Below are 21942 nucleotides of genomic sequence, written 5' to 3'. Positions count from 1 at the left end.
GCTGGCACAGACCCTCTTTGAAGGAGGCTTCCGTGCAGCGAAGCCCTCGACTATAGCACCGGTGGGGAGGGCCAAACAACAGATTGGCGAAGAAATTGCACATCCCTGCCGTGCCACGCGCTTGCCCTCCGGTGCGCCCGCCCAGGGCGGGCGCCCGATAATGGCCCACCATGGCATTGATTACCTTATTAGACGCACAGCTAGCCTTCGGGCACGTGGCCTTGCTGGACCACGCAACTTTTTCCCTGGAGACCGGCGAGCGGGTGGGCTTGATTGGGCGCAACGGCGCCGGCAAGTCGTCACTGCTGAAGATTTTGGGGGGGCTCGCACATGCGGACGATGGCGCGCGCCACCTGCAGCAGGGCGTACGCATTGCCTATGTGGCGCAGGAACCCGATCTGGACCCCGAAGCCACGGTCTTTGAAGCGACCTCGCACGGCCTGGCCCATGTGATTGCCGTGCGCGACCAGTACCTGAGCGGCGCTGAAGACCTGGATCTGGACGCCTTGCAGACGCAGATCGAGGCCTACGACGCCTGGAACTGGGAGCAGCGCGTGGAAGAAACGCTGCAGCGCCTGCACCTGAACCCCCAGGCCCGCGTCGGCGACCTCTCGGGCGGCACGAAGAAGCGCGTCGCCCTGGCGCAGGCACTGGTGACGCGCCCGGACGTGCTGCTGCTCGACGAGCCGACCAACCACCTGGACCTGGACTCCATTGAGTGGCTGGAAGATTTGCTGATCGATTTCAGCGGCAGCGTCGTCACCATCACCCACGACCGCTCGTTTCTGGACCGGGTTGCGACACGCATCGTCGAGCTCGATCGCGGCAACCTGCTCTCGTACCCCGGCAACTTTGCCCAGTATGTGTTGCAAAAGCAGGAGCAACTGGCGCAGGAAGAAACCATCTCGGCCAAGGCCGACAAGCTGCTCGCGCAAGAAGAGATCTGGATACGCAAGGGCGTGGAAGCGCGCCGCACCCGCAGCCAGAGCCGCATCGGACGGCTCGAAGCGCTGCGCGCCAGCCGTGCCCAGCGCCGCGAGACGCTGGGCAGCGTGAAGATGGACCTGGCCTCGGGCGCACCGAGCGGCAAGATCGTGGCCGAGCTCGAAGGCGTCTCCAAGGCCTTTGGCGACAAGACCATCGTGCGCAACTTCAGCGGCACCATCCTGCGCGGCGACAAGGTGGGCCTGATCGGCCCGAACGGTGCCGGCAAGACCACGCTGCTCAAGCTCATCCTGGGCGAACTGCAGGCCGACAGCGGCCGGGTGCGCCAGGGCGCGAACCTGCAGGTGGCCTATTTCGACCAGATGCGCCATGCGATCGACCTCGACGCCACGCTGGAGGATTTCATCAGCCCCGGCAGCGAATGGATCGAGATCGGCAAGCAGCGCAAGCACGTCAAGAGCTACCTTGGCGACTTCCTGTTCTCGCCCGCGCGCGCGCACTCCCCTGTACGCTCGCTGTCGGGCGGTGAGCGCAACCGGCTGCTGCTGGCGCGCCTGTTCGCGCGGCCGGCCAATGTGCTGGTTCTCGACGAGCCGACGAACGACCTGGACATCGAAACGCTCGATCTCTTGGAAGAGCTGCTGCAGACCTACGAAGGCACGGTCTTCCTGGTCAGCCATGACCGCACCTTCCTCGACAACGTGGTCACCAGCACGATTGCGTTCGAGGGCGACGGCCTGTGGCGCGAGTACGAAGGCAGTGTGCAGGACTGGCTGGTGCAGTCGCGCCGCAGCCGTGAAATCGCCGCCGCGGCGCTGCCCGCAACCGCCGCGCCGGCACCGGCCCCCAGCCCCAACGCCGCGCAACGCCCTTCCGAAGAGCGCCCGCAGCCAGCCAAGAAGAAGCTCAGCTACAAGGAGCAGCGCGAGCTGGACCAGTTGCCCGAGCAGATTGCGGCACTCGAGGCCGAGCAAAGGGACATTCAGGAGGCGCTGGCCGACGGCACGCTGTACAGCAGCGATGGCGCGCGCGCCGCCACCCTGCATGCGCGCGAGGGCGAGATTGAAAACGCCCTGATGGAGGCGCTGGAGCGCTGGTCGCTGCTGTCCGCCTGAAGCCGCAGGGCGGCAGCTTGGGGAAACAGGCTCTGGCGGGGTGGCCGCGCCAGCGCTTCAATAAAGTGAGCGCCTTGCGCTGTCTCCTACTGGTTTTCAAGGTGTTTTATCCCTGAAACCAAGAACCGGCGAGCGCTAGCTGCTCCTGTTTTTGATGCCGCTCCACAGGCACCTGCACCGCAGCACGCTCAAATGCGGTGGTGCACCCGGTCGGAAGCGCCGCGCAATCTGGCCACCAGGGCCGGCGCGATCTGGGTGAGCGCCAGCACCTCGTCGGCCGCGCCGTGGGCGATGGCCTCGCGCGGCATGCCGAACACGATGCAGCTGGCCTCGTCCTGCACATAGTTGTAGCTGCCCGCGTCCTTCATCTCGCGCATGGCGGCCGCGCCGTCGTTGCCCATGCCCGTGAGCATGATGCCAAACGCGTTGCGCCCGACGACCGCGGCGGCCGATTTGAACAGCACCTCCACCGACGGCTTGTGGCGATTGACCGGCGGGCCATCATCGACCACCGCCACATAGTTGGCGCCGCTGCGCTGCAACGAGAACTGCCTGCCGCCGGGCGCGATGTAGGCGTGGCCGGGCAGGATGCGCTCGCCGTGGACCGCCTCTTTCACGGTGATCTGGCACAGCCCATTGAGCCGCGCGGCAAAGCTGGTCGTGAACCCGGGCGGCATGTGCTGGGTGATGACGATGGCGGGCGCATCGGCCGGCATGTGCACCAGGATCTCCTTGATGGCCTCCGTGCCGCCGGTGGAAGCGCCGATGCAGACCAGCTTCTCGGTCGAGAGGCGCCCGAGCAGGCCCGACGGCAGTGCGGCGGCGGCACGTTCTGCGCCCGCCAGCGCGGGCTCGCACGGCATGCGGCGCACCTGCGCCACCGCGGCCACGCGGATCTTGTCGACGATCTGGCTGGCCAGTTCGTTGAGGCCATTGGCCAGGCCCACGCGGGGCTTGGCAACGAAGTCCACGGCGCCGAGTTCGAGGGCCTTCATGGTGACTTCGGCGCCGCGCTCGGTCAGCGTGGAGATCATGACCACGGGCATGGGGCGCAAGCGCATCAGGCGGCCCAGGAAGTCGATGCCATCCATGCGCGGCATCTCGACGTCGAGCGTGATCACGTCCGGGTTGAGTTCGCGGATCATCTCGCGGGCGATCAGCGGGTCGTTGGCCGTTCCGATGCACTCCATGTCGCGCTGCCGGTTGATGATTTCTGCGAGCAGACTGCGCACCAGCGCGGAATCGTCCACCACAATCACCCGGATTTTCGTGCCCATCTCCCGCTCTCTTCCTGAACTTAAAACAGATCGACCGAACCACCCGCCGCGGCGCTCGCCACGGCAGCGGCGTTGCCCCGCTTGTCCTGCGCTTGCAGTTCCTCGGGATGGGTATGGGCCAGGCGCTTGACCATGGCCTTGCCCGTCACCGGGAAGTAGCACACCTTGCGGGGATAGATATCGAGCACATCTTCCGAGACCACCGGGATGCGCTCGGTGCGCAGGTAGTCCACAACGAACTGCGTGTTGCGCTCGCCCACATTCAGAGTGGTGAAGTTGTGCATGACCTGGGCGCCGCCAAAAATCTTGGCCTGCATGGTTTCGCGCCGCGCACCCAGCTTGAGCATTTCGTTGATCAGCAACTCCATGGCGTAGGAGCCATAGCGGCCGGACACATCCATGGAGTCGCCGTCGGGGAGCATGAAGTGGTTCATGCCGCCGACGCGCGCACGGCTGTCCCAGAGGCAGGCCGCAATGCACGAGCCCAGCACGGTCATGATCACCAGGTCCTCATTGGCCACAAAGTACTCGCCCGGCAAGACCTTGACCGCGTTGTACTGGAAATGGTGGTCGAAATAGAAAAAACTCGCCTGCCCGGGGCGTGCGGGCCGCGCCTTGAGCGCCTCCAGAGAGGACTCGGGCGCGGCGGCCGCGGCGGGTGCGCACAGGTCCGCCGGCAGCGGGGCCATGCGAGGGACGCGGCGGCGCTCCACGCCACCGGCAGTGGCTGCGTCCACAGGGACTGGAAAACCGGATCGCGAGGTGGTCATGGTGTCGCAAGGCGAAGCAGGGCGTGCGGCATCAACGGCGCTCGTAGACCGTCTTGCCGCGCAAGGTGAACAAGTCCCGGGACTCGCTGAAATTTTCGGCATGGCCCACGAACAGCATGCCACCGGGCTTGAGCGCGCGGTGGATGCGCTCGAGCACGCGGCGCTGCGTGGGCGCATCGAAGTAGATCATGACGTTGCGGCAGAACACCACGTCGAAGGGCTCGCGGAACGGCCAATCGTCGCGGATCAGGTTCACACTCATGAACTCGATGGCGCGGGCCAGCTCGGGCTTGACGCGCGCCAGACCGGAATTCGAATCCTTGCCGCGCAGAAAGAACCGCTGCAAGCGCTCCGTGCCCAGACCCTTGAGGCTGTCGAGCCGGTACACCCCCTGAGCGGCCGTGGCCAGCACCCGGGAGTCGATGTCGCTGGCCACGAGCTTGAACGGCGCGTTCGCACCGAGCGCCTCGAACGCGGTCATCACGATGGAGTACGGCTCCTCGCCCGTGGACGCCGCGTTGCACCACACGCGCCAGGGCGTGCCCGCGGGCTGCGACCGCAGATGCGCGGCCAGGATCTCGAAGTGGTGCTGTTCGCGGAAGAACGCGGTCAGATTGGTGGTCAGGGCATTGATGAACTCTTGCCACTCGGGGCCGTCATGCGTCTCGAGCCACGCCAGATAGCCATGGAAGCTCGCATGCCCGGTCTCCCGCAGGCGCCGCGACAGCCGGCTGTACACCATGGCGTGCTTGCCATCGTGCAGGTGGATGCCGGCACGCTGGTAAATCAGGGCCTGCACGCGTGAAAAGTCGGCGTCGGTCCAGACGAATTCCCGCCCCTGCGCCAAGGGCCCGGCCGGTGGGGCGTCGCCTGTGCGCGCTGCACCGCCTGCGCCTGCGCGCACGGTCGCGTCAGGGCTGGCCATGGCACACATAGGCGATCGCTCGACAAGGGTGGGCAGTCATGTCACCAAGCATTGAACCCGGGCAGCGAGCGCCGCCCGCATGCCCTTCGATCCGGCCAGACGGCTAGTCACCCGCGGGGACCAGCCCCATGTCCACGCTGGACATGAGCTTCTCGATATCGAGCAGGATCAGCATGCGCTCGGCCACCGATCCCAAACCCAGAATGCAGCCGTTGTCGATCACGCTCTCGATCTCGGGCGCCGCCTTGATGCTCTCGGGCGTGAGTTCCATCACGTCGCTGACCGAGTCCACCACGATGCCCACCACGCGGTTGCGCAGGTTCAGGATGATGACCACCGTGAAGCTGTTGTATTCCGCCTGGGCGCAGTTGAACTTCAGGCGCATGTCCACGATGGGAACAATCGTTCCGCGCAGGTTGACCACGCCCTTGATGAACTCAGGGGCATTGGCGATGCGCGTGGGCGGCTCGTAGCCCCGGATCTCCTGCACTTTTAGGATGTCGATACCGTACTCTTCCTGGTCCAGGCGAAACGTCAGGTACTCCCTTGCACCCGCGGCGGCGATTTCGCCGGTTTTTCCCATCACACTCATGCTGAATTCTCCTGTTTGTCTGTGGCAGCGCCGTCTGGCGCTGGCCTGAAAATCAATGGCGCGCGCGGCGCACCAACCCGCCCGTGTCGAGGATCAACGCCACCTTGCCGTCCCCGAGGATGGTGGCACCGGACACATTGGGCACCTTGCGGTAATTCGATTCGAGGTTCTTGACCACCACCTGGTGCTGGCCTAGAAGCTCATCCACCAGCAGCGCCACACGGCTGCCGTCGGCCTCGACCACCACCATGATGGTGCTGCTTTGGTTGATATCGGGTCGCGGCACCTGGAAAATCTTTTCCAGCGCGATCACCGGCATGTATTCCTCGCGCACTTTCACCAGCTGCGAGCCCTGGGCCACTGTGTTGACCGCATCGGCGTTGACCTGGAAGGACTCTACGACCGACGACAGCGGCAAGATGTAGACCTCGTCGCCCACACCGACCGACATGCCGTCCATGATGGCCAGCGTGAGCGGCAGGCGCACAGACACCTTCATGCCATAGCCCTCCGACGAGTCCACCTCGACCGTGCCGTTGAGGGCGGCGATGTTGCGTTTGACGACGTCCAGGCCCACGCCCCGTCCCGAGACATCGGTGACCACGTCGGCGGTGGAGAAGCCGGGCGCGAAAATGAGCAGCCAGACTTCCGCGTCGCTCATCTGGTCCGACACGTCCATGCCGCGCTCGCGCGCCTTGCGCAGGATCTTCTCGCGCGACAGGCCCCGCCCGTCGTCGCGCACCTCGATGACAATGGAGCCGCCCTGGTGTGCGGCCGACAGGGTGATCGTGCCATGCGCCGGCTTGCCCTTGGCCAGCCGCTCGGCTGGCAGTTCGATGCCATGGTCGCCGCTGTTGCGCACCAGGTGCGTGAGCGGATCGGTGATTTTTTCGACCAGGCCCTTGTCCAGCTCGGTGGCCTCGCCGTGCGTGACCAGTTCCACCTTCTTGTCGAGCCGGTTGGCCAGGTCGCGCAGCATGCGGGGAAAGCGGCTGAACACGATGGACATTGGAATCATGCGGATCGACATGACCGATTCCTGCAAATCCCGGGTGTTGCGGTCCAGATCGGCCAAGCCCGCCAGCAGCTGCTGGTGCACCCCGGCATCCAGGCCGAGGCTGTTTTGCGCCAGCATCGCCTGCGTGATGACGAGTTCGCCGACCAGGTTGATCAATTGATCAACCTTGTTCACCGCCACGCGAATCGTGGTCGACTCCATCTGTGCTTGGCTTGCCGCCTTGGGCTCGGCGGCCTTGGGCGCAACCACCACAGCAGGCGCGGCCACTGTCAGAGCCTCCGGCTCCTGCGGCGGTGCTCCGGGTGCGCCCTGGAAAAACCCGTAGGGCACTTCGCCGTTCGCCAGCGGCGCCAGCGGCTCTTCGGGGGCCGGCTCGCCGCCGTCTGGCCCGCTGATGTGGACCTGCTCCTTGGACACATGGAACGCGAACAAGTCCAGCAAGTCATCGTCGCTGGAGGTGGTTTCCACCGCGAAAACCCGGGTGTCGGCCTGCGCGCAGGGCAGATCGCTGATGCTGCCCAGTCCCGGGATATCGCGAAACAGCTCCTTGACGGCGTCGGCGCTCTCGACGCGCTCCAACGGGCCGATGCGCACCTGGATCTGGCGCGTTCCGGGGCTTGCCGGCGCGGCAGCCGCCTTGTCGGGTTCCGGCGCAGGCGCCGCGGCCACCGTTGGAACGGGTACAGGCTGCGTGGGCACCATGCCGGCTGCCAGCTCGCTGATGCGGCGCACCAGCCCTGCCGTCGACGGGCCCTCGCCCTCGCCGCCAGCCTGGTGGCGCGCCAGGAGGCTGCGCGAGGCGTCGGCCGACTCCAGCAGCACATCCACCATCTGCGCGATGGGCGCGATCTCATGCCGGCGCAGCCGGTCCAGCAAGGACTCCATGTGGTGCGTCAGTTCGGCCACATCGGAAAACCCGAACGTCGCAGCCCCGCCCTTGATGGAGTGGGCGCACCGGAAAATCCCGTTGAGCTCCTCATCGTTGGCGCTGCTGAGGTCCAGGTCGAGCAGGATGTGCTCCATCTGGTCGAGGTTTTCACCGGCTTCTTCGAAGAAGATCTGGTAGAACTGGGTCAGGTCGAAGTCTGCACCCGATCCGGATCCTTCCTGGTAAGTCTCACCCATGGGGGGCTCCTGTGTACTTGCTGTCCTGGGCCATGGCGCTCAACGGATCACTTTCCGAATCACTTCAATGAGCCTGGTGGGGTCGAAGGGTTTGACCAGCCAGCCCGTGGCACCGGCGCTGCGGCCTGCCTGCTTCATCTGGTCGCTGGATTCGGTGGTCAAGATCAAGATGGGAACGGTCTTGAACTTGGGGTGCTCGCGCAGCTTGCGGGTCAGGCCGATGCCGTCGAGGCGCGGCATGTTCTGGTCGGCCAGCACGAGATCGATGCTGTGGCTCTGCGCTTTTTCGTACGCGTCCTCGCCATCCACCGCCTCGACTACGTGGTAGCCGGCACCGGTGAGGGTGAAAGACACCATCTTGCGCATGGACAGAGAGTCATCAACGGCGAGGATCGATTGCATGTAAAGCTCCAACTCACTTGAATATATAGGTTAACCAGCGCAGCGATTCGTCAAAAAAGGTCGATCGAACCGGCATCCATCTCGCTTTGGGTCACGGGATTGGGCCGGTCGGGCGCCATGTCCGCAAAGGGCGCAGCCTCTTCCCCCTCGTCCGTGCCCATGGTCTCGGCCGCCAGCCGAAACGCACAGCCTTGCAGCACCTTAGTCGTGTGCCAGATCAGCTGCGAGGCCATGTCCTGGAATTGCAGCTCCGTCACCGCCGCCCGCAGGGCGGCGCGCACGGCAGCCAGCTCTGCACAGTCACCGACCACCGCTTCGGTCAAGGTCGCGTTGGCGGCACCAAAATGGTCCAGCAGCTTGTCGGTGGCCTGGCTCAGCAGTCCTTCGAGGCGCTGCAGGTCGTGCATGACAACGAGCAGGGAATCCTGCAATTCCGCCGCCACCATGACAGGCACCTGCACTCCCGGGCCACCAGATCTTGTTAGCATTGATTGCATCGTTTCTCCATCGCTGCAGGCCGCTTTACACGCCTTGCAAGCCTTGATTCGTAGCCCCGGGAAGCGGTGGCCGTTCTATCGCTCTCACGAATACCCACCTCAGTTTGTTCCAATTTGTATCCTATGATACCGCCCCTATGGTCACCGCCGCGCCAGACCACCCCCTGCACATCCTGCATCTGGAAGATTCACCGGCGGACCATGCGCTGACAGCGATCGCCCTGCGCCGTGCTGGCATGGCTTTCACGATGCAGCAGGTGGACACCTTGGAGTCGTTCACGCGCTGCGCCTCCCAGGGCGGGTTTGATCTGATCCTCGCCGACTACCGCTTGCCGGGATTCACGGCACTCGACGCCTGGCAGCAGGTTTCGCAACAGCCGTCGCACCCCCCCTTCATCTTGCTGTCCGGCGCCATTGGCGAAGCGGCTGCCGTGGATGCCATGCGGTTGGGCATCGCGGACTATGTCCTCAAGGACGATATGGCGCGCCTGCCGCACGTCATCTCCCGGGCCTGCGAGGTCCACCAGGCGCGGCTTGCGCGCGAGCTCGCCGCGCGTGAACTCGCCGCCTCGCAACAGCGGCTGGCCGAATTGGCCGAGCACCTGCAAAGCTCCATTGAACAGGAGCGTGCGTCGATCGCGCGGGAGATCCATGACGACATCGGCGGCGCGCTCACGGCCATCCGGTTCGATCTGGCCTGGATCGCTCGCCACACCACCGAAGACGGCGTGCGCCACCATGCTCAGGCCGCCACAGCGATGCTGCAGCATGCGATTGGGGCCAGCCAGCGCATCATGATGGACCTGCGCCCCCCCATCCTCGACCAGGGCCTGGTCGCAGCAGTCCAGTGGCTGGCCGACAGCTTCGAGCGGCGCACCGGTGTGCCCACCCAGGTGCGCACGAGCGCGCCCCGCATGGCTTTGCCCGACGATGTGCAGCTTGTGGCCTACCGCACCGCCCAGGAAGCCCTGACCAATGTCTCCAAATACGCCACGCCACGCCAGGTCCGCATGGACCTGGCGGACACCGAAGGCATGCTGACGCTCGAAGTCTGGGACGACGGCTGCGGCATGGACCCGGCAGCGCGCGACAAACCCAAAGCCTTCGGCATCCGCGGCTTGCAGGAGCGCGCGCGCACCGTCCAAGGCTGGCTGGACATCAGCAGCCAGCCCGGCAAGGGAACGTCGGTGATCCTGTCGGTCCCGCTACCATCGCGGGTCCGCACAACAGGAGACGAGCCTTGATTCAAGTGGTGCTATGCGATGACCATGCCCTGGTGCGCCGCGGTATCCGCGATACGCTGGAGGAAGCGCCCGACATCCAGGTCACCGGCGAGGCCGGGAGCTATTCGGAGCTGCGCGAGGTGCTGCGCGGCGGTGCCTGCGAGGTGCTGCTGCTGGACCTGAACCTGCCCGGGCGCAGCGGCCTCGAAGTGCTGGCCAGCGTGCGCGAGACGCACCCCGAGATCAAGGTGCTCGTGGTGTCGATGTACCCCGAGGACCAGTACGCCGTGCGCTGCCTGCGCGCGGGCGCACAAGGCTACGCGAACAAGGCATCCGATCCCGTCGAGCTGGTGGCGGCCGTGCGCACCCTGGTGCAGGGGCGCAAATACCTGACCGCCGAGGTGGCGCAGATGCTGGCGCATAGCGTGTCCGAGCCCGAGTCGGAATCCGCACATGCGGCGCTGTCGGAGCGCGAGCTCCAGACCCTGTTGAAAATTGCCACCGGTAAGCGCCTGTCCGACATCGCCGAAGAGCTGATGCTGAGCCCCAAGACCGTGAGCGTGTACCGCTCTCGCGTGCTCGAAAAACTCAAACTCACCAACAATGCAGAATTGACGGTGTACGCCATCCGCAACGAGCTCGTCTAAGCGCAGCAGCCGCTGCGGCAGGCGCCTGGCCCGTCAGCGCTGCGCCGCGAACAGGTCGATCGCCTGCTGCATCAAGGCCAGGACAGGTTGCTCCATCATCGGCAGCGTGGCGGCAATGCCCAGCAGCCCCACCGTCAGCGTCACCGGAAAGCCCACCGCATAGATGTTCATCTGCGGTGCCACGCGCGAAATGATGCCCAGGGTCAGGTTCACAAACAGCAGCAGGGCCACCATGGGCAGGGCCATCCACAGGGCGCTGGCAAACAGCGAGGTGCCGAGCTCGTGCAGCCGCATCTGCGCCAAGGCGCGGAGAAAATGACCATCCACCGGGAACGCGTCAAAGCTCTTGACCACCGCCATCAAGACCATCAGATGGCCATTGACCACCACAAACAGCAGCATGGCCATCTGCCCGAAGAAACGCGCCACGGCGCTGACCTGGGCATTGCTGGCCGGATCGAAGAACGAGGCGAAATTCAGGCCCATCTGCAATCCGATCACCTCGCCGGCCAGCTCCACCGACGCGAACACCAGCCGCACGGCAAACCCGAGGGCCAGGCCCACTGCCACCTGCTGGGCCACTGCACCCAGCGCACCGGGCCCGTTGAGTGCCACGACGGGCTGCCCTTCGAGCATGGCCTGCGCGCACAGCGCCACCAAAAAGGCCAGGCCGATCTTGGTGCGCATGGGGATGACACGCATCGAAAACAGCGGCGCCGAGGAGAACACCGCCAGCACACGCAGAAACGGCCACAGGATGGGCGAAAGCCAGGCCACCAGCTGCGCCTCGGAGAACGTGATCACAAAGGACTAGCCGACCATCGATGGGATCGACAAGATGGTGCGGCGGATGAAATCCACCAGCGTGCTGAGCATCCAAGGGCCAGCAATCGCAAACACCACCATTGCCGCGATCAGCTTCGGCACGAAAGCCAGCGTGGCCTCGTGGATCTGCGTCACGGCCTGGAAAATGCTCACCAGCAGACCCACCGCCATCACCACACCGAGCACGGGCATGGCGATCATGAGCAGCAGGGTCAGGGCATCGCGCCCGATCGTCAGAACCATTTGCGACGTCATGCGCGCACTCCTAGGTGACAAAGCTCGCCGCGAGCGAACCGATCAGCAGGTTCCAGCCATCGGCCAGCACGAACAGCATCAGCTTGAACGGCAGGGCCACGAGCACCGGCGACAGCATCATCATGCCCAGCGACATCAGGATGCTGGAGACCACCATGTCGATGACCAGGAAGGGAATGAAGATCATGAACCCGATCTGGAACGCCGACTTGAGCTCGCTGGTGACGAAGGCGGGTACCAGAACGCGCAGCGGCGCGGTGTCGGCCGTGGTGGCAGCGTCGAGCTTGGCCAGGCGGGCGAACAGCGCGAAGTCGGACTGGCGGGTCTGCTTGAGCATGAACTGCCGCATGGGCGCCTCGGCCTTCTCGAGCGCCTGCTCGAAGCCGATGGCGTTGGTGGTGTAGGGCAGGTAGGCGTCCTGGTAGACCCGGTCGAGCGTGGGCCCCATGACGAACACGGTGAGAAACAGCGACAAACCGATGATGACCTGGTTGGGCGGCGCAGACTGCGTGCCGATGGCCTGGCGCAGCAGCGACAGCACGATCACGATGCGCGTGAACCCGGTCATCATCAGCAGCACCGCCGGCAGGAACGACAGTGCCGTGAAGAACAGCAGGGTCTGTATGGGCACCGAGAAGTTCGTGCCCCCACTGCCCGACCCCACCAGCAGCGGAAGCGACCCGGCCGCCTGTGCCATGGCGGGCGCGTGGCCCGCCACCAGGCCCAGCAACAGCGCGGCTCGGACCCAGCCAGGCACGCGCACGCGCTGCGAAAACCCGCAGCGCTTATTCATGGGAAGCCGCCGCCGGCGTCGCCGGCCCGCTGGCAGCCGCCATTTCCTTTGCGAAGCTGGGGGCGGACACCACCGCAGGTGCCGTGGGCACGGCCAGCACGTGCAGGCAGCTGACCTGCTGCGCCGTCACGCCCAGCACCAGGCAGGTGCGGGCATTTTCCGGCCCCACTTCCACGGTCACCACGCGCTGGTGGGGGCCCACCGCCACGGCCGAGAGCACGCGCGCGGCGGTGCCGGCCGACCCCGCTCCCTGCGCCTGGCGCTGCTGCACACGCCGGATCAGCCACGGCAGCGCGGCCATGGCGGCGACGAACAGCACCACCAATCCCAAGGTCTGTGCCATGCTGCCCTCACCCACGGCTGACCCGCCGCAGCCGCTCGGACGGCGTCACCACATCGGTCAGGCGAATACCGAACTTGTCGTTCACCACCACCACCTCGCCCTGCGCGATCAGGTAGCCGTTGACCAGCACGTCCATGGGCTCCCCCGCCAGGGCGTCGAGCTCGACCACCGAGCCCTGGGCCAGTTGCAGGATGTACTTGATTGGCACCTTGGTGCGTCCCAGCTCGACCGACAGCTGCACCGGGATGTCGAGCACCATGTTGATGTCGTTCACGGGCGCGTCGCCCCCGCTGGCGAATGGCCGCACCGGCTCGCCGCTCAGCGGCCCGCCCTGCTCGGCGTCGACGGGCTTGCCGTCGCTCTGTTTTTGCTCTTCGAGCGCTTCGGCCCAGCCCGCAAACGGGTCGTCCGCCGCGGCATCGTTGTTGTTGGCATGGTCTTCAGTTGACATTCTTTTCTCCCATCCAGCTCAGGTCTGAATTGCGCAGACATTCTTCAATGCGAATGGCGTATTTGGCGTTGTGCGTGCCGTACTGGCACTCAAACACCGGCACCCCGCCGATCGAGGCGCGGATGCGCGGCTCCCGGTCCAGTTCAATGAAGTCGCCAGGTTTCATCGACAGCAGCTGCTCCACCGTGGCGTCGGCGCGCGCGAGCTCGGCCACCAGCGTGACCTCGGCCGCCTGGATCTCGCGCGTCAGCACGCGCACCCAGCGCCGGTCGACCTCGATCGAGTCGCCCTGCGTGGACGAATACAGCACATCGCGGATCGGCTCCAGCGTGGCATAGGGCATGCAGATGTGCACTGCGCCCGACAGATCGCCGATTTCGAGCTGGAACGCGGTCGACACCACGATTTCGCTGGGCGTGGCGATGTTGGCGAACTGCGGCTGCATTTCCGAACGCTGGTATTCGAGCTCCAGCGGGTAAATGCCCTGCCACGCCTTTTTGTATTCGGTGCAGATGACATCGACTAGGCGGTTGATGACGCGCTGCTCGGTAGGCGAAAAGTCCCGCCCTTCGATGCGGGTCTGGAACTTGCCCGCCCCGCCAAAGAGCGTGTCGATGATGCCAAACACCAGCGAGGGCTCGCACACGATCAGGCCGCTGCCGCGCAGCGGCCGGATGGCGACGATGTTGAAGTTGGTCGGCACCGCCAGCTCGCGCAGGAAGGCGCTGTAGCGCTGCACGGACACCGTGCCCACCGAGATCTCGGGGCTGCGGCGGATGAAATTGAACAGGCCGATGCGGAAATTGCGCGCAAAGCGCTCGTTGACGATCTCCATCGTCGGCATGCGGCCGCGCACGATGCGCTCCTGGCTGGAGATGTCGTAGCTGCGCACTTCCCCCGCTTCGTGCACTTCCTCGACGGTCTTCTGGCTCTCGCCCGTCACCCCCTCCAACAGGGCATCGACTTCTTCTTGCGACAGAAATGATTCGCTCATGGCTCAGCCCTCGTGCAACCTACTGGATGATGAAGCTGGAAAAAAGCACCTGCCGCACCGGATGGGCCGCCTCCTTGCGGCGCTTGGCCGACCGGCGCTCGTCGTCGCTGTCGCCGCCCTCGCGGCGTGCCTCGGCCGCACCTTTGAAGCCCAGGGGCCGGGCAACTTCCTGCAGGATGTCCGCAGCCAGCTTTTCCTTGCCTTCGCGGCTCAGCAACTCATCGGAGGTGCGCTGTGACACCAGCATCAACACACCACTGCGGATGCTCGGCATGTGCTGTTTGACCAGATCGGAGGTCTTAGAGTCTTCCAGTTCGAGCGTGATGCCGATCTGGGCGAATCGCTCACCGCCGGCGTCTGCCAGGTTGACCACCAGCGTGTCCATCGGCAGGAAGGTCGGTACCACGGCGGGAGCGGCCTTCTTCTGTACCTCTTCGTCGCCATACTCGTCCGCCGAGGCGCGGCTCGACACCACCCAGGCCATGGTGGCGCCCGCAGCCACCAGCAGGGCCACCACCACGGCAGCGACGATGAGGATCAGCTTTTTGCCCTTGGCCGGGGTCTTGGCAGCCTCGGAGGCTGCAGCTTGGGTGGACACGTTGAGATTCCTTGCGGCGGGTGCGGTGTGGCTTGCAGCCAGGGGTTGCAAGCGGTTTGGAAGGCTCCATTATTGAAGATGCCGCGCCCCCCAATGGCCAGAATAGGCCTGCGAACCCCCGGCATTCCACCGCGCCGTGCGGCGGTGCGCTGCCGCCACACTGCGCGGGTGCCGCTCAAACGAACACGTCGACCGACCTGTCCGTGATCCCTGCAGCAGCGCGGGCCGGCGCAGCCGCTGGGGCCACCAGCCCTTGCCCCTGCCGCCCGCCCGGCTGCCCGCGGGACGGGCGCCCTTCGCCGTCTGGAGCACTGCGCCCCCCTGAACTGCCCACCGTCACGCCTGACAGCACCAGCCCCTCGCTGCGCAGCATGTCGTGCAACTGGGCCACGCCGGCGTCCAGCAGCTCGCGGGTTTCGCTCTGGTCGCTGCGGAACGCGACATGGGCTTCGTTGCCCGACAGCGACACGCTCACTTCCACGGGCTGCCCGTCGTGGCTCACGGTCAGCTCGGCGTTCTGCAGATTCTCGCCCACCCAGTAGGCCACTTGCTCGGCCACACCGTCCTCGGCACTGAACTGCGCGGCCTCGGCGGCCACGCCTGCGCTTTCTCCCATCGCAGGGCCTTGCGGGCCTGGGGAGTCGCTGCCCCAAGGGCCGGACGAAGGCGCGCCCTGGCCGGGTGCGCCCTCGCCGCCCCGCGCCGCGGAGCGCCCTGGCACCGCAGTGTCTGCCGTCAGCGCTTGCCACAGCGCCGGCGGGGCGCCCGGGTCGTGCGCGCCGCGCGGTGGCGCGGCCATGGCATCAGCGCCCGCCGCAGCCCCATCGCGGCGCTCGGGCGGCAGCGCCGCCGTGCCAGGCAAGGGCATGGCGGTGGCGACTTTCCTGTCCCCCGCAGCCGTGGCCATGCCCGGCGCGGCCACCCCGCGGCTGGCGCCTTCAGTGCCTGATGACACCGCGCTTTGCATGCGCGAAAAAATGCGCCGGTAACCGGCCAGGGCGGCGCCCGCCCCCTCGGCCGCCTCGTCCCCTTGGGCCCCCGCGGCGGCATCGAGCCGTGCGGTCTGGGCCACCAGCCCCCCGACCGGCAGCAGCTCCGCGCCGACGGCGGCCGGGTCGGTGACAAACCGCCCGGCCAGCGGCAGGCCCGGTCCGGTGCCCGCCCACGCCAAAGCCGCCGCTGGGTCACCGGCGGCCAGCGCCGTGGCGTCCTGGGCCACCGGCTCGGGCGAGAGGGCCTCCCCCAATGCGGCCAGCAGCGAGAAAAAGCCCCCTGCGGCGGCCGCATCGTCGGGCACGGCAGGCGCAAGCGCCGCCTTGGCGCGGGCGGTCGGCTGGGTGTGGTGCGCCGGGGGCGCAGAGATGCGGCTTTGTTCCATGGTCACGGCTCCGGCCCTCAGGGGCCATTGAATGCGCTGCGGCGCTGCAGGGCCGCACGCTCATCGGTTTGCTTCTGGTCGCGCCGCGCCTGTAGCTGCTCCCACTCTGCGCGGCGCTTTTCGGTCAGTTTCTTCAGGCTGGCCAGGCGCAGCTCGGCCGCCAGCAGGGCCTGGTGGGCAGTGCGCGTGCGCACTTCGTGGTCCCCGACCACGGTGGTCTGCAAGCCCATGGCGTGGCCCAGCCGGTCCATAAACTGGTAGTGGTGGTACATCACCTCGGGGACCACCTGGGCATTGGCGCGCAGGCCCCAGCGGTTCTGCGTTTCGTCGGCATAGCCCTGCAACTGCGCCATCTGGTCCAGCGCTGCCTGGTGCGCGCCCTGCGCGCCCTGCAAGGCGCGCAGGGCGTCGTCGCGCTGGCGCGTCGCCAGCTCCACGGCCACGGTCAGTGCATTCAAGGAAGACATGGCGACCGCCTCCCTCTCAGCCCAACAGGTCGGCCATGGCCAGGCAGCTGTCGTTCATCGACGCGGCCTCGAACATGCCCTGCTGCAGGAACGCGGCCATGGCCGGCTGCAGGCGGATGGCTTCGTCGAGCGCCGGGTCCGAGCCGCTCATGTACGCGCCCACCTGCACCAGGTCGCGGCTCTTCTGGTAGCGCGAATAGACGGCGCGAAACTGCCGCGCCACCTCGAAATGCTCGCGCGAGACCACGTTGTGCATCACGCGCGAGGCCGATTGTTCGATGTCGATGGCCGGAAAGTGCCCCGTCTCGGCCAGCGCACGCGAGAGCACGATGTGCCCGTCCAGGATCGCGCGCGCCGCGTCGGCGATCGGGTCCTGCTGGTCGTCGCCCTCGGACAGTACGGTGTAGAACGCCGTGATCGAGCCCACGCCGTGCAGGCCGTTGCCGCTGCGCTCGACCAGCTGCGGCAGCTTGGCAAAGCAGCTCGGCGGGTAGCCTTTGGTGGCGGGCGGCTCGCCGATGGCCAGCGCGATCTCGCGCTGCGCCATGGCGTAGCGCGTCAGCGAGTCCATGAGCAGCAGCACATGCTGGCCCTTGTCGCGGAAATGCTCGGCAATGGCGGTGGCATAGGCCGCGCCCTGCATGCGCAGGAGCGGCGGCGCGTCGGCCGGTGCCGCCACCACCACGGCGCGGCCGCGGTCCTGCGCGCCCAGAATGTCTTCGACGAACTCCTTGACTTCGCGGCCGCGCTCGCCGATCAGGCCGACCACGATCACGTCGGCCTGCGTGTAGCGCGCCATCATGCCCAGCAGCACGCTCTTGCCCACACCCGAGCCCGCAAACAGGCCCAGGCGCTGGCCGCGCCCCACGGTGAGCAGCGCGTTGATCGCGCGCACGCCGGTGTCGAGTGGCTCGCGCACCGGGTCGCGCTCCATGGCGTTGATCTGGCGGCGGTCCATGGGTTCGGCCACCACGTCCTGCACCGGGCCGCCATGGTCCAGCGGCAGGCCCTGCGCATCAACCACGCGGCCCAGCAGGCCGTCGCCCATGGGCAGGCGCAGCACGCCGATGGGGTTGATGGGCCGCGAGGCTTCGCCCAGGCGCGGCGCAGGCACATAAGGCGCCGCCGGCACCACGCTGGCGCCGCTCGACAGGCCATGGATATCGCCCGCCGGCATCAAGAAGGCCCGGTCGGCCGAAAACCCCACCACCTCCGACAGGATCGGCGCAGCGCCCGGCATCTGCACCATGCACTGCGAACCCACGGGCGCGCGGATGCCCGAGGCCTCCAGCACCAGGCCCGTGAGGCGCGTCAGGGTGCCGCGCGTTTCCAACGCTCCGGCTTCGGCCACGCGCTCGCGCGCGTCGGCCATGAAGCGTGTCCAGTCGGTGGCGGCGTCCGCGGTGTCAGATGCCATCGCCATCCCCTGCGCTGCTCCATGCCGACGCCAGCCCCAGCGGGGCGATGGCGCGCTGCCAGCGCTTGTCCAGGCTGCCGTCGACCACGGCGCCTGCCGCCTCGACCTGGCAGCCGCCGGGCGGCACCGCCGCATCGACCAGCCACTGCACCGGGCTGGCACTGAACTCTTCGCGCAATGCCGCCGCCACCGCCACGTGGTCCGTCGGGCTCAGGCGCACGGTGGCGGGCTTGCCATCAGCCACCAGCATGCCCAGCGCCTCGCCGACCACGGGCCGCAGAGCGTCGGTGTTGCTGCGCAGCTCCTGGCGCACGACCTGGCGCGCAATGTCGCAGGCCAGCTGCAGCACGTCCTGCGCCATGTGCTGCTGCATGGCGTCCAGGCTCGCAGACAGCGCCTGCACCGCGGCATCGAGGCGGCGTGCGGCCTCCAGGCCCTCGCCCGCCACGTACTCGTCCATGCGGCGCTGCCATTCGGCCGTGGCCTGCTCGCGGCCCTTTTGCAGGCCCAGCGCATAGGCGTCGTCGCTGGCCTGCTGCAGCGCGGCCTGCTCCAGGGCCTCCTGCGCCATGCGGGCCGCGGCATCGGCCTCGGTCTCCGCCTCGGTCGTGGCCTCCAGCTCGGGCAGTTGGGCGTGCGAACTGCCCACCGCGCCAAAGCGCCATTGCGTGACGTCCCCCACTTCCTCGCTCGGGATGAAGCGGGCGTAGCGATTTTTAGACGAAGCTGTCGTCACTTCCGCCTCCTAAAACCACCTGGCCTTCGTCGGCGAGGCGGCGCACGGTCTTCAGGATTTCCTTCTGCTGCGCCTCGACCTCGGACAGGCGCATCGGGCCGCGCGACTCCAGGTCCTCGCGCAGCGCGTCGGCAGCGCGGCTCGACATGTTGGCCAGGAACTTCTCGCGCAGCTCGGGCTGCGCGCCCTTGAGCGCGACGATCAGCGTCTCCGACGCCACTTCGCGCAGCACCGTCTGGATGGCGCGGTCGTCGAGCTTGATCACGTCGTCGAACACGAACATCTTGTCCATGATCTTCTGCGCCAGGTCGGGGTCGTAGCTGCGGATCGATTCGAGCACCACCGACTCGGTGTTGGTGCCCAGCAGGTTGATGATCTCGGCCGCCGCCTTGATGCCGCCGAGCGAGGTCTTGCGGATCTTGTCGCCCCCGGCGAGCACCTTGAACAGCACCTCGTTGAGGTCCTTGAGCGCCGTCGGCTGGATGCCCTCGAGCGTGGCCACGCGCAGCAGCACTTCGCTGCGCTGGCGGTCGGAAAACTGCATCAGCACGGCCGCGGACTGCTCGTAATCGAGGTGCACGAGGATGGCCGCCACGATCTGCGGGTGCTCATTGCGCAGCAGCTCGGCCACCGACAGCGGGTCCATCCACTTGAGGCTCTCGATGCCCGAGACATCGCCGCCCTGCAGGATGCGATCGATCAGCAGCCCCGCCTTGTCGTCGCCCAGCGCGCGCTTGAGCACCGCGCGCACGTAGTTTCCGGTGTCGGACACCAGCAGGCTTTGCGCGGCCGCATCGCCCGAAAACCGGTTGATCACCTGGTCTACCTTGTCGCGCGAGACGTTGCGCATGCGCGCAATCGTCTCGCCGAGCTTTTGCACTTCCTTGGGCGAGAAGTGCTTGAACACCTCGGCCGCCTCCTCTTCGCCCAGCGACATCAGGAAGATGGCTGCGTCGTTGAGTCCTTGCTCATCCATGGTGGGGCAGTTTCCGGTACAGGTTGCGGGTCAGTTGGCTTCGCCGTTGACCCAGTTTTTGACAATGTTGGCCACCGCCATGGGGTTGCTGCGCGCCAGGGCGCGGGCTTCGTCCAGGCGCAGCTGCTCCGCCGTCGGCGACAGGTCTTGCGCCCCGCTCGGTGCCGGCAAGGCCGGCCGCTGGGGCTGGTCGGCCTCGAGCGCATCGAGTTGCCCACCCGCCACCGGGACGGCACGCGGCTTGCCCAGCGCCTTGAGTGCAGGACGCACCAGGCCCAGCAGCACGATGGCGGCAAACAGCGACAGCCCCACGGGCCAGGCCAGGCTGCGCGCCAGCTCCAGCGTCTCGGGCTGCTTCCACAGCGGCAGGTCGGCGGCCGGCACGGCATCGACCAGGAAAGGCGTGTTCATCAGGTTGACCGAATCGCCGCGCTCCTGGCTGAAGCCGATCGTCTCGCGCACCAGCGCCGTCATCTGCGCGAGTTGTTCGGGCGGCAGGGCCTGGTTGACGGCCGGGCCCTTGCCCCCCGCCACCGGCTGGTAATTGACGACGACGGCCGCGCTCAGGCGCTTGACGCTGCCGCTGCCGCCGCGCGTGACGCGCACCGTCTTGTCGACCTCGTAGTTGGTGACCGACTCGCGCCGACCCCCAGCCGCAGCCGCGCCCAGCTGGCCCGCGGCCGTGGGCGGCGGGTTGGCGCCGTTGATGGGCGCGCTCGACGGCGCGGGCGGCTGGTTGCTCGTGGCGCCGGGCACGCCCGTGGGCTGCGCCGCGCCCTGCACTCCGGTGCTCTCGACCACCTGCTGGCTGCGCACCGCGCTGGCATCGGCGCCCAGGTTGGGGCGGTGCTGTTCAGAGGTGGACTCGGTCTGGCTGAAATCGACCTCGGCCGTGACCTGCGCCTTGACGTTGCTGCGCCCCACCACGGGCTCCAGGATGTCGAGGATGCGGCGCGTGTACTGCTGCTCGATCTGCTGCACGTACTGCAGCTGCTGCGCGTCAAAGCCGCCGGCACCTGCCCCGTCGGGCGGGTTGGACAGCAGCTTGCCGCTGTCGTCGAGCACGCTCACGGCCGATGGCGCCAGCTCGGGCACGCTCGACGCCACCAGGTGCACGATGCCGGCGAGCTGGGCGCGGTCGAGCGTGCGGCCCGGGTACAGGCTCACCAGGATCGACGCCGAAGGCTTTTGCTGCTCGCGAAAAAACCCGTTCTGGTTCGGCAGCGCCAGGTGCACGCGCGCGCTCTGCACCGACGACAGCGCCTGGATTGAGCGCGTGAGTTCGCCCTCGAGCCCGCGCTGGAAATTGAGCCGCTCCTGGAACTGCGTCATGCCGAACTTGCTCTGCTCCATCAGCTCAAAGCCCGCCACCGAGCCCTTGGGCAGCCCCTGCGAAGCCAGGCGCAGGCGCACGTCGTGCACCTTGTCGGCCGGAATCAAAATCGCGCCGCCACCATCGGCATGGCGGTAGGGCACGTTCATCTGCGACAGCTGCGCCACGATGGCGCCGCCGTCCTTGTCGCTCAGGTTGGCGAACAGCACGCGGTAGTCGGGCTGGCGGCCCAGCACCAGCGCCGCGACGGCGGCCACCACCAGCAAGGCCATGCCCGCCCCCAGGCGCATGCGCTGCGCCCGGTCGAGCGCCGACAGCCGCTGCAGCCATGTGGGGCTGGCAGAAGGGTTCATCAAAGGAGCATCGACAACTGCGGACATCTGGCTTTCCAAGTATGGCAGTCCCACGGCAGGGACCTTGTGCCGGACTCGATTATTCGGGCACGCACCCCCGCACGTTCGCTGGATAAGCCGCGCATTTGGCCATCTGTTCGCCGCGATGGACGGGCGCGCGCGCCCTACGATTGCCGCATCTCTTTAGGTAGAACCACACCGCCATGGACCTGCGCATTTCAAGCCCCACCACCCCGCTCGCTGGCGCCAGCCTGGTGCGCCGCCCCGCTTTGCCGCAAAGCGACGAGAAGGATGTGGGCTTTGCCGGCGCGCTCAAGGGCGCGCTGACCTCCGTCAGCGCCGCGCAAAACCACTCCACGCGCCTGCAGCAGGAAGTGCAGATGGAAAACCCCGCCGTCAGCCTCGAAGAAACCATGGTCGCCATCCAGAAGGCGCAGATCGGCTTCCAGGCCACGCTGCACGTGCGCAACCGCATGGTGCAGGCCTA

Annotated in this window: 24 protein-coding genes; 4 read left to right on the top strand and 20 right to left on the bottom strand. The window is 67.0% G+C overall.

Translation table 11 applies throughout. The annotated features are described in order from the left end of the window. The first annotated feature begins 170 nt into the window (after positions 1 to 170). The gene (locus B2J89_RS17120; RefSeq protein ID WP_169170229.1) at positions 171 to 2060 is read left to right on the top strand and encodes an ATP-binding cassette domain-containing protein; all 1890 of its coding nucleotides are present in this window, start codon (positions 171 to 173) and stop codon (positions 2058 to 2060) included. Between the two features lie 188 nt (positions 2061 to 2248). On the opposite strand, the gene B2J89_RS17115 is transcribed toward B2J89_RS17120, so the two are convergent. The 7 genes from B2J89_RS17115 to B2J89_RS17085 all read right to left on the bottom strand — a co-directional run bounded on the left by B2J89_RS17115 (position 2249) and on the right by B2J89_RS17085 (position 8666). After that, positions 2249 to 3337 carry a chemotaxis response regulator protein-glutamate methylesterase gene (locus tag B2J89_RS17115; RefSeq protein ID WP_169170228.1) on the bottom strand — a complete coding sequence of 363 codons (1089 nt, stop codon included), beginning with the start codon at positions 3335 to 3337 and terminating at the stop codon, positions 2249 to 2251. A gap of 20 nt (positions 3338 to 3357) precedes the next feature. Then, positions 3358 to 4107: a chemoreceptor glutamine deamidase CheD gene (gene cheD, locus B2J89_RS17110; protein WP_169170227.1), complete on the bottom strand. Its 750-nt coding sequence runs from the start codon at positions 4105 to 4107 to the stop codon at positions 3358 to 3360. A gap of 31 nt (positions 4108 to 4138) precedes the next feature. Continuing rightward, positions 4139 to 5032 carry a CheR family methyltransferase gene (locus B2J89_RS17105; protein WP_169170226.1) on the bottom strand — a complete coding sequence of 298 codons (894 nt, stop codon included), beginning with the start codon at positions 5030 to 5032 and terminating at the stop codon, positions 4139 to 4141. 103 nt (positions 5033 to 5135) lie between these two features. Further along, positions 5136 to 5624: a chemotaxis protein CheW gene (locus tag B2J89_RS17100; RefSeq protein ID WP_169170225.1), complete on the bottom strand. Its 489-nt coding sequence runs from the start codon at positions 5622 to 5624 to the stop codon at positions 5136 to 5138. Between the two features lie 52 nt (positions 5625 to 5676). Then, entirely contained in the window at positions 5677 to 7767 is a 2091-nt protein-coding gene (locus B2J89_RS17095) for a chemotaxis protein CheW (protein ID WP_169170224.1), read from the bottom strand. A gap of 39 nt (positions 7768 to 7806) precedes the next feature. Next, a complete protein-coding gene (locus B2J89_RS17090; RefSeq protein ID WP_169170223.1) occupies positions 7807 to 8169 on the bottom strand; it encodes a response regulator in 363 nt (120 codons plus the stop codon). Between the two features lie 50 nt (positions 8170 to 8219). Continuing rightward, entirely contained in the window at positions 8220 to 8666 is a 447-nt protein-coding gene (locus tag B2J89_RS17085) for a hypothetical protein (RefSeq protein ID WP_169170222.1), read from the bottom strand. A 137-nt stretch (positions 8667 to 8803) separates the two neighbouring features. Here B2J89_RS17085 and B2J89_RS17080 point away from each other — a divergent pair, with 137 nt between their 5' ends. After that, positions 8804 to 9910 (top strand): response regulator, encoded by a 1107-nt coding sequence (locus tag B2J89_RS17080; RefSeq protein WP_169170221.1) that lies wholly within the window; start codon positions 8804 to 8806, stop codon positions 9908 to 9910. Beyond that, complete coding sequence (locus B2J89_RS17075; RefSeq protein WP_169170220.1) at positions 9907 to 10536, top strand: response regulator transcription factor; 630 nt, start codon at positions 9907 to 9909, stop codon at positions 10534 to 10536. Before B2J89_RS17080 ends, B2J89_RS17075 begins: the two co-directional genes overlap by 4 nt. A gap of 33 nt (positions 10537 to 10569) precedes the next feature. Here B2J89_RS17075 and fliR read toward each other — a convergent pair whose 3' ends face one another. The 13 genes from fliR to fliF all read right to left on the bottom strand — a co-directional run bounded on the left by fliR (position 10570) and on the right by fliF (position 21482). Continuing rightward, on the bottom strand, positions 10570 to 11340 hold the full coding sequence (gene fliR / locus B2J89_RS17070; RefSeq protein ID WP_169170219.1) for a flagellar biosynthetic protein FliR: 771 nt from the start codon (positions 11338 to 11340) through the stop codon (positions 10570 to 10572). Between the two features lie 6 nt (positions 11341 to 11346). Further along, positions 11347 to 11616 carry a flagellar biosynthesis protein FliQ gene (gene fliQ / locus B2J89_RS17065; protein WP_169170218.1) on the bottom strand — a complete coding sequence of 90 codons (270 nt, stop codon included), beginning with the start codon at positions 11614 to 11616 and terminating at the stop codon, positions 11347 to 11349. Positions 11617 to 11626: 10 nt separating this feature from the next. Beyond that, the gene (gene fliP, locus B2J89_RS17060; RefSeq protein ID WP_169633492.1) at positions 11627 to 12313 is read right to left on the bottom strand and encodes a flagellar type III secretion system pore protein FliP; all 687 of its coding nucleotides are present in this window, start codon (positions 12311 to 12313) and stop codon (positions 11627 to 11629) included. 88 nt (positions 12314 to 12401) lie between these two features. Beyond that, positions 12402 to 12752, bottom strand: coding sequence for a flagellar biosynthetic protein FliO (locus B2J89_RS17055; protein ID WP_169170217.1), 351 nt, complete (start codon positions 12750 to 12752; stop codon positions 12402 to 12404). A 7-nt stretch (positions 12753 to 12759) separates the two neighbouring features. Next, positions 12760 to 13203, bottom strand: coding sequence for a flagellar motor switch protein FliN (gene fliN / locus B2J89_RS17050; RefSeq protein WP_169170216.1), 444 nt, complete (start codon positions 13201 to 13203; stop codon positions 12760 to 12762). Further along, entirely contained in the window at positions 13193 to 14197 is a 1005-nt protein-coding gene (gene fliM, locus B2J89_RS17045) for a flagellar motor switch protein FliM (RefSeq protein WP_169170215.1), read from the bottom strand. The genes fliN and fliM overlap by 11 nt, the downstream gene beginning before the upstream one ends. A gap of 19 nt (positions 14198 to 14216) precedes the next feature. Next, positions 14217 to 14795 (bottom strand): flagellar basal body-associated FliL family protein, encoded by a 579-nt coding sequence (fliL, locus tag B2J89_RS17040; protein WP_206041461.1) that lies wholly within the window; start codon positions 14793 to 14795, stop codon positions 14217 to 14219. 175 nt (positions 14796 to 14970) lie between these two features. Further along, positions 14971 to 16173, bottom strand: a complete 1203-nt coding sequence (locus B2J89_RS22825) for a flagellar hook-length control protein FliK (RefSeq protein ID WP_240965065.1) — start codon at positions 16171 to 16173, stop codon at positions 14971 to 14973. A gap of 17 nt (positions 16174 to 16190) precedes the next feature. Further along, positions 16191 to 16640, bottom strand: coding sequence for a flagellar export protein FliJ (gene fliJ / locus B2J89_RS17030; protein WP_169170214.1), 450 nt, complete (start codon positions 16638 to 16640; stop codon positions 16191 to 16193). 16 nt (positions 16641 to 16656) lie between these two features. Continuing rightward, a complete protein-coding gene (gene fliI, locus B2J89_RS17025; RefSeq protein WP_169170213.1) occupies positions 16657 to 18057 on the bottom strand; it encodes a flagellar protein export ATPase FliI in 1401 nt (466 codons plus the stop codon). Further along, on the bottom strand, positions 18047 to 18793 hold the full coding sequence (locus tag B2J89_RS17020; protein WP_169170212.1) for a flagellar assembly protein FliH: 747 nt from the start codon (positions 18791 to 18793) through the stop codon (positions 18047 to 18049). The genes fliI and B2J89_RS17020 overlap by 11 nt, the downstream gene beginning before the upstream one ends. Then, positions 18774 to 19769: a flagellar motor switch protein FliG gene (gene fliG, locus B2J89_RS17015; protein WP_169170211.1), complete on the bottom strand. Its 996-nt coding sequence runs from the start codon at positions 19767 to 19769 to the stop codon at positions 18774 to 18776. Before fliG ends, B2J89_RS17020 begins: the two co-directional genes overlap by 20 nt. 30 nt (positions 19770 to 19799) lie before the next feature. Next, the gene (gene fliF, locus B2J89_RS17010) at positions 19800 to 21482 is read right to left on the bottom strand and encodes a flagellar basal-body MS-ring/collar protein FliF (protein ID WP_169170210.1); all 1683 of its coding nucleotides are present in this window, start codon (positions 21480 to 21482) and stop codon (positions 19800 to 19802) included. 176 nt (positions 21483 to 21658) lie between these two features. On the opposite strand from fliF, the gene B2J89_RS17005 reads away from it, so the two are divergent. Beyond that, a partial coding sequence (locus tag B2J89_RS17005) for a flagellar hook-basal body complex protein FliE (RefSeq protein WP_169170209.1) occupies positions 21659 to 21942 on the top strand: 284 nt, incomplete at its 3' end.

Source organism: Acidovorax sp. SRB_24 (assembly GCF_012931925.1).
This window is presented reverse-complemented; position numbering and strand designations above follow the sequence as displayed.

Bases quoted from the DNA above. Each gene is read 5' to 3' on its own strand.
- B2J89_RS17120 (WP_169170229.1), top strand. From the start codon at position 171: ATGGCATTGATTACCTTATTAGACGCACAGCTAGCCTTCGGGCACGTG.
- B2J89_RS17115 (WP_169170228.1), bottom strand. From the start codon at position 3,337: ATGGGCACGAAAATCCGGGTGATTGTGGTGGACGATTCCGCGCTGGTG.
- cheD (WP_169170227.1), bottom strand. From the start codon at position 4,107: ATGACCACCTCGCGATCCGGTTTTCCAGTCCCTGTGGACGCAGCCACT.
- B2J89_RS17105 (WP_169170226.1), bottom strand. From the start codon at position 5,032: ATGGCCAGCCCTGACGCGACCGTGCGCGCAGGCGCAGGCGGTGCAGCG.
- B2J89_RS17100 (WP_169170225.1), bottom strand. From the start codon at position 5,624: ATGAGTGTGATGGGAAAAACCGGCGAAATCGCCGCCGCGGGTGCAAGG.
- B2J89_RS17095 (WP_169170224.1), bottom strand. From the start codon at position 7,767: ATGGGTGAGACTTACCAGGAAGGATCCGGATCGGGTGCAGACTTCGAC.
- B2J89_RS17090 (WP_169170223.1), bottom strand. From the start codon at position 8,169: ATGCAATCGATCCTCGCCGTTGATGACTCTCTGTCCATGCGCAAGATG.
- B2J89_RS17085 (WP_169170222.1), bottom strand. From the start codon at position 8,666: ATGCAATCAATGCTAACAAGATCTGGTGGCCCGGGAGTGCAGGTGCCT.
- B2J89_RS17080 (WP_169170221.1), top strand. From the start codon at position 8,804: ATGGTCACCGCCGCGCCAGACCACCCCCTGCACATCCTGCATCTGGAA.
- fliQ (WP_169170218.1), bottom strand. From the start codon at position 11,616: ATGACGTCGCAAATGGTTCTGACGATCGGGCGCGATGCCCTGACCCTG.
- fliP (WP_169633492.1), bottom strand. From the start codon at position 12,313: ATGGCACAGGCGGCCGGGTCGCTTCCGCTGCTGGTGGGGTCGGGCAGT.
- B2J89_RS17055 (WP_169170217.1), bottom strand. From the start codon at position 12,752: ATGGCACAGACCTTGGGATTGGTGGTGCTGTTCGTCGCCGCCATGGCC.
- fliN (WP_169170216.1), bottom strand. From the start codon at position 13,203: ATGTCAACTGAAGACCATGCCAACAACAACGATGCCGCGGCGGACGAC.
- fliM (WP_169170215.1), bottom strand. From the start codon at position 14,197: ATGAGCGAATCATTTCTGTCGCAAGAAGAAGTCGATGCCCTGTTGGAG.
- B2J89_RS22825 (WP_240965065.1), bottom strand. From the start codon at position 16,173: ATGGAACAAAGCCGCATCTCTGCGCCCCCGGCGCACCACACCCAGCCG.
- fliJ (WP_169170214.1), bottom strand. From the start codon at position 16,640: ATGTCTTCCTTGAATGCACTGACCGTGGCCGTGGAGCTGGCGACGCGC.
- fliI (WP_169170213.1), bottom strand. From the start codon at position 18,057: ATGGCATCTGACACCGCGGACGCCGCCACCGACTGGACACGCTTCATG.
- fliG (WP_169170211.1), bottom strand. From the start codon at position 19,769: ATGGATGAGCAAGGACTCAACGACGCAGCCATCTTCCTGATGTCGCTG.
- fliF (WP_169170210.1), bottom strand. From the start codon at position 21,482: ATGTCCGCAGTTGTCGATGCTCCTTTGATGAACCCTTCTGCCAGCCCC.